We start from the raw sequence: 5555 nt of genomic DNA, 5'->3' as shown, positions 1-5555 counted from the left end.
TCACCATGAGGGTCAAAGGCCGCGGGCGGCGCTGAACTGAATGCTGAACTGAACGTGAGCTGCGCGCTCATGACGAGACATAAGACCCTCATCCCGAGCGAGACGCGAACCGTCTCGCAGGATGAGGTCACCGAAGCCTGAAGCGACTGGGTCCTCATCGGGGAGCGTGCCATGAAGCGGTTCAATCTGTCGGCCTGGGCGGTCAATCATCCGCCGCTGGTGCTGTTCCTGATCGTGGCGCTCGGCCTGTTCGGCTTCATCTCCTACGAGCGGCTCGGGCGCGCCGAGGACCCGTTCTTTACGGTGAAGGTGGTCAACGTCTCGGTGATGTGGCCGGGCGCGACCGCCACGGAGATGCAGAGCCAGGTCGCCGACCCCCTGGAGAAGAAGCTGCAGGAGCTGCCCTTCTTCGAGAAGGTGCAGACCTATTCGAAGCCGGCCTTCACCGCGATGCAGGTCACGTTCCGCGACTCCACGCCGCCGAAGGACGTTCCGTATCTGTTCTATCTCCTGCGCAAGAAGCTCGCGGACGCGCAGCCCTCGCTGCCCGCGGGCGTGCTCGGCCCGTTCGTCAATGACGAGTTCTCCGACGTCGATTCCATCCTGTTCATGATGACCGGCGACGGCGCCGATTATGCGCAGCTGAAGAAGGTCGCCGAGGGCCTGCGGCAGCGCCTGCTGAAGGTCAACGGCGTCACCAAGGTCAATCTGTATGGCACCCAGGACGAGCGCATCTATGTCGAGTTCAGCCATGCCAAGCTGGCGACGCTGGGCATCACGCCGCAGGCGCTGTTCGACTCGCTCGCCAAGCAGAACAATGTGACGCCGGCCGGCACGGTCGAAACCACCTCGCAGCGCGTGCCGCTGCGCGTCACCGGCGCGCTCGACGGCGCCAAGGCGGTGGCCGAGACCCCGGTGGAGAGCAATGGACGAGTGTTCCGGCTCGGCGACATCGCCACCGTCACCCATGGCTTCGTCGATCCGCCGACCTACAAGGTGCATCAGGAGGGCAAGCCTGCGCTCGGCATCGGCGTCGTCACCGCCAAGGGCGCCAACATCCTCGAGCTCGGCAAGGACGTGCACGCCGCCTCGGACGACTTCATGAAGGCGGTGCCGCAGGGCATCGAGCTGACGCAGATCGCCGACCAGCCCAAGGTGGTGGAGCGCGCCGTCGGCGAGTTCGTGCACTCCTTCGTCGAGGCGCTCATCATCGTGCTGTTCGTCTCGTTCCTGGCGCTCGGCTGGCGCACCGGCATCGTGGTGGCGCTGTCGGTGCCGCTGGTGCTCGGCATCGTGTTCATCGCGATGAGCGCGCTGGGCGTCGACCTGCACCGCATCTCGCTCGGCGCGCTGATCATCGCGCTCGGCCTGCTGGTCGATGATGCGATCATCGCGGTCGAGATGATGGTGGTGAAGATGGAGCAGGGCTGGGACCGCGTCCGCGCGGCGTCCTATGCCTGGGAGTCGACCGCCTTTCCGATGCTGACGGGCACGCTGGTCACCGCCGCCGGCTTCCTGCCGATCGGCTTCGCCAATTCGGCGGTCGGCGAATACACCGGCAGCATCTTCTGGATCGTCGCCATCGCGCTGGTGGCGTCGTGGTTCGTCGCCGTGATCTTCACGCCCTATATCGGCGTCAAGCTGCTGCCGAACATCACAGTGCAGCACGGCCATGACGAGCACGCGGTCTACAACACCCGGATGTATCGCGGCCTGCGCGCCGTCGTGCGCTGGTGCGTGACGCATCGCATCACCACGGTGGCCGCGACCGTCGGCGTGTTCGCCGCCTCGATCGTCGCCTTCGGCCACGTCCAGCAGCAGTTCTTCCCGCTGTCGGAGCGGCCCGAACTGTTCCTGCAGCTGCGGCTGCCGGAGGGCACCGCCTTCGGTGTCACCGAGAAGGCGGCGCGCAAGGCGGAGGCGTTGTTGAAGGACGACAAGGACATCGAGACCTTCACCTCCTATGTCGGCCAGGGCTCGCCGCGGTTCTGGCTCGGCCTATCGCCGCAGCTGCCGAACGAGGCGTTCGCCGAGATCGTCATCGTCGCCAAGGACGTCGCCGCGCGCGAGCGCATCAAGGCGCGGATCGAGACCGCGGCCGCCAATGGCGACATCAACGAGGCGCGGGTGCGCGTCGACCGCTTCAATTTCGGCCCGCCGGTCGGCTTCCCCGTGCAGTTCCGCGTGATCGGTCCGGACACGGCTCAGGTGCGTGACATCGCGCGCCAGGTGCGCGACGTCGTCCGCCAGAATCCGAACGTCAGGGACCCGCAGCTCGACTGGAACGAGCAGTCGCCCTATCTCAAGCTCGTCGTCGACCAGGACCGTGCCCGCGCGCTCGGCCTGACGCCGCAGGACGTCTCGCAGTCGCTGGCGATGCTGATCTCCGGCGTGCAGGTGACGACGATCCGCGACGGCATCGAGAAGGTCGGCGTCATCGCCCGCGCGGTGCCATCCGAGCGGCTCGATCTCGCGGGGGTCGGCGACCTCACCATCACCTCGCGCAACGGCGTCGCCGTGCCGCTGCAGCAGATCGCCAAGATCGAATATGCGCATGAGGAGCCGATCCTGTGGCGGCGCAACCGCGACATGGCGATCACCGTGCGCGCCGACGTCGCCGACGGCGTCCAGGCGCCCGACGTCACCAACCAGATCTGGCCGAAGCTCGCCGACATCAGGGCCAAGCTCGACCCGGCCTACCGCATCGAGATGGGCGGCGCGATCGAGGAGTCGGCCAAGGGCAATGCGTCGATCTTCGCGCTGTTCCCGCTGATGACGATCGTGATGCTGACCCTGCTGATGGTGCAGCTGCAGAGCTTCTCGCGGCTGTTCCTGGTGTTCCTGACCGCGCCGCTCGGCATCATCGGCGCCTCGCTCGGCCTCAACGTCGCCAACGCGCCGTTCGGTTTCGTGGCGCTGCTCGGCCTGATCGCGCTGGCCGGCATGATCATGCGCAACACCGTGATCCTGGTCGATCAGATCGAGCACGACGTCGCCTCAGGCCTGACCCGGCGGGAGGCGATCATCGAGGCCACCGTGCGCCGCGCCCGCCCGGTGGTGCTGACCGCGCTGGCGGCGATCCTGGCCATGATCCCGCTGTCGCGCTCGGCGTTCTGGGGACCCATGGCGATCACCATCATGGGCGGTTTGTTCGTTGCAACCTTCCTGACGCTGCTGTACTTGCCGGGATTGTATGCTCTATGGTTCCGCAAGAGCCTCGATGAACGCGGCGCGGCTGCGCAGGATCATTCTGCAGCGCAGCACGTTGACGGGCCGGCGCCGGCGCTTCCGCTCGCCGAGGCCGCCGAATGAAGGACGAACAAGATCGCAGGCATGATGACGCTGGTCTCCGAACATATCGAACCTGATACGCGCGAACGCATCCTCGTCGTCGCGGAGCGCCTGTTTCGGCAGATCGGCTATCAGAAGACCACCGTGGCCGACATCGCCAAGGAGCTCCGCATGAGCCCGGCGAATGTCTACCGGTTCTTCGAGTCGAAGAAGGCGATCCACCAGGGCGTCGCCCGCGAGCTGATGGGCCAGGTCGAGGCGGCGGCGATCGCGATCGCCGAGCGCGCCGGCCCGGCCGTGCCGCGGCTGCGCGAGCTGCTCGGCACCATCCATCGCATGAACACCGAGCGCTATGTCGGCGACAACAAGCTTCACGAGATGGTCGCCGTCGCGATGGAGGAGAGCTGGGAGGTCTGCGAGGCGCACATGATGCTGATCACCGAGATCATCGGCCGCGTGATCGGGCAGGGCGCCGCGTCCGGCGAGTTCGCCGTCAGCGACATCGTGCTGGCCACGAAATGCGCAACGACGGCGATGATGCGCTTCTTCCATCCGCAGATGATCGCACAGTGCGCGACCAAGCCTGGCCCGACCGTGGACGAGATGATCGATTTCGTTCTGGCGGGGCTTGGTTCCCGGGGCGCTGCGAGCTAAGTTCGCCGTCATTGCGAGCGAAGCGAAGCAATCCAGGGCCGTCCGCGCAGCTCTGGATTGCGTCGTCGCTTGCGCTCCTCGCAATGACGAAAAGGACATTGGCTGTGACTGAACGCGACCTGCACTTCTACGAACCGAAGAACGGCCACGGCCTCAAGCACGATCCCTTCAACGCCATCATCGCGCCGCGTCCGATCGGCTGGATCTCGTCGCGCGATCCGGACGGCCACGTCAATCTCGCGCCCTACAGCTTCTTCAACGCCTTCAACTACACGCCGCCGATCATCGGCTTCTCCTCCACGCAGTGGAAGGACTCGGCCGCCAACATCAAGGACACCGGAGAGTTCGTCTGGAACCTGGTGACCCGCGACCTCGCGACCCAGATGAACGCGACCGCCGCGCATGTCGCGCGCGACGTCGACGAGTTCAAGCTCGCCGGTGTCACGCCGGTGCCCTGCAAGCACGTCAACGTGCCCCGCGTCGGCGAGAGCCCGGTCGCGTTCGAATGCAAGGTCACGCAGATCATCCAGCTGCAGGGCGCCGACGGCAGGAAGGCGCAGGCCTGGCTGACGCTCGGCGAGGTCGTCGCCGTGCACATCGACAAGGCGCTGATCAAGGACGGCGTCTACCAGACCGCGCTCGCCCATCCGATCGTGCGCGCCGGGCGCCGCGGCGACTATTTCGAGATCAAGGCCGAAGACATGTTCGAGATGATCAGGCCGGACTGACCGGCCCGATCGGCGCGATTGCACAGCCGGCTTCATGGAGACATCCTGACGTGACCGAAGCGACCGTCCCTGCCACGCCGACCGGGCCGCGTGGCGATCTCTGCATCCGCACCCTGGCGATGCCGGCCGACACCAACGCCAATGGCGACATCTTCGGCGGCTGGCTGCTGAGCCAGATGGACGTCGGCGGCGGCGTGTTCGCGGCCAAGGTCGCGAAGTCGCGCACGGTGACGGTCGCGATCGAGGCGATGAACTTCCGCAAGGCGGTGTATGTCGGCGATCTCGTCTCGGTCTATGCGCATCTCGTGCGCATCGGCCGTACCTCGATGACCGTGCGCCTCGAGGCCTGGGTGGTGCGCCGGCGCGAGGAGCAGCCGATCCTCGTCACCGACGGCAACTTCACCTACGTCTCGATCGATGACGGCGGCCGGCCGCAGCCGATCAAGCGCGACGGGATGATCGCGACCTGATCGCTCCGCGCCTACAGCACGCGGCGTCAATCACCTCCGTTAACTTCCGCCTAACGCAGCCTTGATCGGGGAACTGCGGGCCGCGCCTCTGCGTTCCCCTGCAATTGCGGTCAGCTTCGAACGATGAGGTGCGCAGCGCCGGAGCATCGATCCTCGCGGCAAGCCCTCGCGTTTACGATGATTGCAATTTCAGATTGTGCATGCGCGCGACGTCGCGTCCCTGCCGCAATGCGGGTCTTGGTGGGGGACTCGCATGCGCGACCCGAAAGGCGCGCCGAGACGGCGATAACGGGCCGGACATCATGGCCGACGCCGCGCGGGGAACGTTTGGGGGCATGATGCACAAACAGGGTGGGAGCAGGTCCATGTCGGACATCGATGACAAGCTGACCTTGGAGGTCCTCAAGAAGCT

Annotated in this window: 4 protein-coding genes; all 4 read left to right on the top strand. The window is 66.1% G+C overall.

What is annotated here, in order from left to right:
* Window positions 1–171 precede the first annotated feature (171 nt).
* The 4 genes from BRAS3809_RS03215 (at window position 172) to BRAS3809_RS03200 (ending at window position 5143) form a co-directional block, all read left to right on the top strand.
* Entirely contained in the window at window positions 172–3312 is a 3141-nt protein-coding gene (locus BRAS3809_RS03215) for an efflux RND transporter permease subunit (RefSeq protein ID WP_008960669.1), read from the top strand.
* 24 nt (window positions 3313–3336) lie between these two features.
* Window positions 3337–3945, top strand: coding sequence for a TetR/AcrR family transcriptional regulator (locus tag BRAS3809_RS03210; RefSeq protein ID WP_035655172.1), 609 nt, complete (start codon window positions 3337–3339; stop codon window positions 3943–3945).
* A 104-nt stretch (window positions 3946–4049) separates the two neighbouring features.
* Entirely contained in the window at window positions 4050–4673 is a 624-nt protein-coding gene (locus BRAS3809_RS03205) for a flavin reductase family protein (RefSeq protein ID WP_008960667.1), read from the top strand.
* A gap of 50 nt (window positions 4674–4723) precedes the next feature.
* Window positions 4724–5143, top strand: coding sequence for an acyl-CoA thioesterase (locus BRAS3809_RS03200; protein WP_008960666.1), 420 nt, complete (start codon window positions 4724–4726; stop codon window positions 5141–5143).
* Window positions 5144–5555 lie beyond the last annotated feature (412 nt).

The sequence above is a fragment of the Bradyrhizobium sp. STM 3809 genome, assembly GCF_000239795.1.
In the GTDB taxonomy this organism is placed as follows: Bacteria; Pseudomonadota; Alphaproteobacteria; order Rhizobiales; family Xanthobacteraceae; genus Bradyrhizobium.
The sequence above is the reverse complement of the archived record's forward strand: the minus strand, read 5'-3'. Positions and strand labels throughout refer to the sequence as shown.